4 protein-coding genes are annotated in these 4,542 nt (G+C 70.1%); 2 read left to right on the forward strand and 2 right to left on the reverse strand.

Features of this window, described 5'->3' with window-relative positions; genetic code table 11:
- Nucleotides 1-15: 15 nt before the first annotated feature.
- Both galE and galT read right to left on the reverse strand, forming a co-directional pair.
- Nucleotides 16-1,050, reverse strand: a complete 1,035-nt coding sequence (galE, locus tag H5J30_RS18670; RefSeq protein WP_309505565.1) for a UDP-glucose 4-epimerase GalE — start codon at nt 1,048-1,050, stop codon at nt 16-18.
- On the reverse strand, nt 1,047-2,135 hold the full coding sequence (gene galT / locus H5J30_RS18675; RefSeq protein ID WP_181788555.1) for a galactose-1-phosphate uridylyltransferase: 1,089 nt from the start codon (nt 2,133-2,135) through the stop codon (nt 1,047-1,049). The genes galE and galT overlap by 4 nt, the downstream gene beginning before the upstream one ends.
- Before the next feature lie 267 nt (nt 2,136-2,402).
- Here galT and H5J30_RS18680 point away from each other — a divergent pair, with 267 nt between their 5' ends.
- Together H5J30_RS18680 and H5J30_RS18685 are read left to right on the forward strand one after the other, a co-directional pair.
- Complete coding sequence (locus H5J30_RS18680; RefSeq protein ID WP_181788556.1) at nt 2,403-4,073, forward strand: sodium:solute symporter family protein; 1,671 nt, start codon at nt 2,403-2,405, stop codon at nt 4,071-4,073.
- Nucleotides 4,074-4,082: 9 nt separating this feature from the next.
- Nucleotides 4,083-4,484, forward strand: a complete 402-nt coding sequence (locus H5J30_RS18685; RefSeq protein ID WP_181788557.1) for a hypothetical protein — start codon at nt 4,083-4,085, stop codon at nt 4,482-4,484.
- Nucleotides 4,485-4,542: the final 58 nt, after the last annotated feature.

Below are 4,542 nucleotides of genomic sequence, written 5' to 3' on the forward strand. Positions count from 1 at the left end.
TCGTCTCTCCAGCCGTCATCTGTCCCCTCCGCCTTCCCCCGCGCCCGCGACCCGCTGTGCGAAGTCCCAGGCGTCCGACACGATCCCCGCCAGCTCCGTACGCGACGGCCGCCAGCCCAACTGCTCCTTCGCCGCCTCCGCCGACGCCACCAGCACGGCCGGATCCCCCGCCCGCCGCGGCGCGACCACCTCGGGCACGGGGTGCCCGGTCACCCGGCGGACGGTCTCGACGACCTCGCGCACCGAGAACCCCGCGCCGTTGCCCAGGTTGCAGATGCGGTGCTCGCCGGGGCGTACGGCGTCGAGCGCGAGCAGATGCGCCTCGGCGAGGTCCGCGACGTGGATGTAGTCGCGGATGCAGGTGCCGTCCGGGGTCGGGTAGTCGTCGCCGAAGACGGAGATCGACTCGCGCCGCCCGAGGGCCACTTGGAGCACCAGCGGGATGAGGTGCGACTCGGGGTCGTGCCGCTCACCGTACGGGCCGCCGCCGTGCTCCGGCAGGTACGCGCCGGCGACGTTGAAGTAGCGCAGCGACGCGGCGGCCAGCCCGTGGGCGTGGCACTCCGCGCCGATCATCTGGTCGACGGCGAGCTTGGAGGCCCCGTACGGGTTCGTCGGCGCGGTGACGGCGTCCTCGGTGATCGGCACGGACTCCGGTTCGCCGTAGGTGGCGGCGGTCGAGGAGAACACCAGCCGCCGCACGCCCGCGTCGCGCATCGCGGAGAGCAGCTCCAGCGTGCCGCCGACGTTGTTGCGCCAGTACTTCTCGGGGTGCGTGACGGACTCGCCGACCTGCGAGAAGGCGGCGAAGTGCAGCACGCCGTCGTACGAGGAGTCCAGCCACTTCGCGGCGTGCTGGATCCGGTCCTCGACGAACTCGGCGCCCTCCGGCACCCCCTCGCGGAACCCGGTCGACAGGTCGTCGACGACCGTCACCGCGTGCCCGGCGGCCAGCAGGTGCGCCGCGACGACGCTCCCCACGTACCCGGCTCCGCCCGTGACCAGGTACTTCCGCCCGCCCCCGGCACCCCCGCCTACGTCCAGACTCACGTGCTCGCTACCTCTCGCAGTCGTTCCGCCGCGCGCTCCGGCGGCACATCGGTGACAAAGGCGTCCATCGCGGACTCCGACCCCGCAAGATACTTCAGCTTGCCCGGGCTCCGCCGGATCGTGAACAGTTCGAGGTGCAGAGCGTAGTCAGCGCGCCCGGCCGCCCGCACCGGCGCCTGGTGCCACGCCGAGATGTACGGGGTCGGGGGCTCGCCGGGGCCGAAGATCCGGTCGAATCTGCGCAGGAGTTCGAGGTAGGCCCCGGGGAACTCCGCGCGCGCGTCGTCGCCCAGCGCCGGCAGGTCGGGCACGCGGCGGCGCGGGTAGAGGTGGACCTCGTACGGCCAGTGCGCCGCGTACGGCACGAACGCCACCCAGTGCTCCCCCTCCAGCACCACCCGCGTCCCCGCCGCCGTCTCGGCGGCGACGACGGCGTCGAAGAGGTTCCCGCCCGTCTTCGCCCGGTGCTGCTCGGCGCACCGCATCATCTGCGCGGTGCGCGGGGTGACGTACGGGTACGCGTAGATCTGCCCGTGCGGGTGGCCGAGGGTGACGCCGATCTCCTTGCCGCGGTTCTCGAAGCAGAAGACCTGCTCGACGCCGGGGAGTTCGGCCAGTTCCACGGAGCGGTCGGTCCACGCGTCGAGCACCAGCGCGGCCTGGCCGGGGGAGAGGTCGGCGAACGAGGCGTCGTGGTCGGAGGTGAAGCAGACGACCTCGCAGCGCCCCGCGCCCGGGGCGCTGACGAACGGCGGCTCGCCGGTCACCGGGCCGGGGCCGCCGGTCAGCGACGGGAAGCGGTTCTCGAAGACGGCGACCTCGTAGTCGTCGGCCGGGATCTCGCTCAGCCGCCCGCCCCGGGAGGGGCACAGGGGGCACTCGTCGGCGGGCGGGTGGTACGTACGGCCCTGCCGGTGCGAGGCGATGACCACCCACTCCCCGCGCAGCGGGTCGAAGCGCGCCTCCGACGCGGTGCGCGTCGGCTCCAGGGGGCGGCGGTCGGCCGCGTCCCGGACGGCGTCGTCACGCGCGTCGAAGTAGATCAGCTCGCGCCCGTCCGCGAGCCGCGTGTGCGTCTTCTTCACTGGAGCCTCTTCCTCGGCCCTGGCCGCCTGCCCTGCCCGCCGGTCGTCATCGGTCCGGTTCCCCCAACACAATCGAACACAATGAACCACAAGCCAACAGGCGAGTCAACGCCGGAGCGTCGCTTACCCCAAATTATCTTTTATCAGACATTCTGGGTGCGAGATCCAACAGACAAGCAAACAGTCCCAACAGAAGCTTTCGGAATCCAACGCCACCCGTCTGGCTTCGTCTTCTGAACGCACCACGCACGGAAGCGGACCTGAAGCATGCACGCACTAGCGGCAGAGCTGCGGCTCGACACCAACGTCCTCGACTACGTGATCATGGCCATGTACTTCGCCGTCGTGCTCGGCATCGGGTTCCTGGCCCGGCGAAGCGTCAAGACCAGCCTCGACTTCTTCCTCTCCGGCCGCTCCATGCCCGCCTGGATCACCGGTCTGGCGTTCATCTCCGCCAACCTCGGCGCCACCGAGATCCTCGGCATGGCCGCCAACAGCGCCCAGTACGGCGTCTACACCACGCACTGGTACTGGATCGGCGCCATCCCGGCCATGGTCTTCCTGGGCCTGGTGATGATGCCCTTCTACTACGGCTCGAAGGTCCGCTCCGTGCCGGAGTTCCTGCTGCACCGCTACGACCGCAGCGCACACCTGCTCAGCTCGGTGCTCTTCTCCTTCGCCGCTGTGCTCATCGCCGGCGTCAACCTCTACGCCATGGCCATCGTCGTCGAGGCCCTGCTCGGCTGGCCGGAGTGGGTCGCCATCGTCGTCTCCGCCGCCGTCGTGCTCGCGTACATCACCCTCGGCGGGCTGTCGTCCGCGGTCTACAACGAGGTGCTGCAGTTCTTCGTCATCATCGCCGCGCTGCTGCCGCTGACGATCCTCGCGCTCAAGCGCGTCGGCGGCTGGGACGGCCTCAGCGACACCCTGACCGCCTCCCGCGGCGGCAACTTCATGACAGCCTGGGGCGGCACCGGCATCGGCAGCGACAACCCGCTGGGCGCCAACTGGCTGACGATCGTCCTCGGCCTGGGCTTCGTGCTGAGCTTCGGCTACTGGACGACCAACTTCGCCGAGGTGCAGCGCGCGCTGTCCGCCAAGAACCTCTCCGCCGCCCAGCGCACGCCGCTCATCGGCGCGTACCCGAAGGTCTTCATCGTCTTCCTGGTGATGATCCCCGGCCTCGTCGCGGCCGCCCTGGTGCCCGAGATCGGCACGTCCGGCTCGGACCTGACGTACAACGACTCGATCCCGTACCTCATGGAGCAACTGCTGCCGAACGGCATGCTGGGCGTGGCCATCACCGGGCTGCTGGCGGCGTTCATGGCGGGCATGGCGGCCAACGTCTCGTCGTTCAACACCGTGTTCACCACCGACATCTGGGAGCCGTACGTCAAGCGCGGCCGGACGGACGCGTACTACCTGCGCTTCGGGCGGATCATCACCGTGATCGGGGTGGCGGCCAGCGTCGGCACCGCGTTCATCGCGTCCAGCTTCAGCAACATCATGGCCTACCTGCAGACGCTGTTCTCCTTCTTCAACGTGCCGATGTTCGTGGTCTTCATCATCGGCATGTTCTGGAAGCGCACCTCCGTCAAGGCCGGCTTCTGGGGGCTGCTGGTCGGCACGGTCGCCGCGATGCTCAACTACTTCTGGATCTACAAGCAGGGCGTCATCAGCATCCCCAGCGACCAGGGCGCCAACTTCGTCTCCGCCATCGTCGGCTTCGTCGCCGGCGCCGTCGCGATGCTCGTCGTCACGCCGTTCACCCGCCCCAAGTCCCCCGAGCAACTCGCGGGCCTCGTCTACGGCACCCGCTCCCCGGGCATGTCCGAGCCCCCCGCCGCGGGCGACGACGCCTGGTACCGCAAACCGGCGCTGCTGGGCTGGGGAGCGATCGTCCTGGCCGCCCTGTGCTACATCCCCTTCTCCTTCTAGGAGCGCACCATGAGCGACAACAACGAGCGCCCGGACGGCCCGGACCGCGGCATCCCGGACACCGGTGAACTGGCGGAGCAGATCGAGGAGCTGGAGCGCAGGTCGGCGACGGCCAGCAGGCTGTTCGACGTGCGGCGGCTGATCGGCGGCCTGTTCGTCGTGTACGGGCTGATCCTCGTGGTCACCGGCGCCTTCGACTCCGACGCGGAGATCGCCAAGGCGGTGGACGTGCGCATCAACCTGTGGACGGGCCTGGGGATGCTGGCGCTCGGGCTGTTCTTCCTCGGCTGGCAGTTCCTGCGGCCGGTGCGGCCGCCGTCGGCGGAGGAACTGGCGGAGGCGATGGACGGCAACCAGGGCAACCAGGGCAACCAGGGCACGGACGGCCCCGACCGCGCCGACGGCCACTGACCCGTACGCCCGCGGCGCCCCCGTCCCCGTACGCGATTGTCCGAAAGCCGCCGCGGTC

This window comes from Streptomyces phytophilus, assembly GCF_013870535.1.
In the GTDB taxonomy this organism is placed as follows: Bacteria; Actinomycetota; Actinomycetes; order Streptomycetales; family Streptomycetaceae; genus Streptomyces; species Streptomyces phytophilus.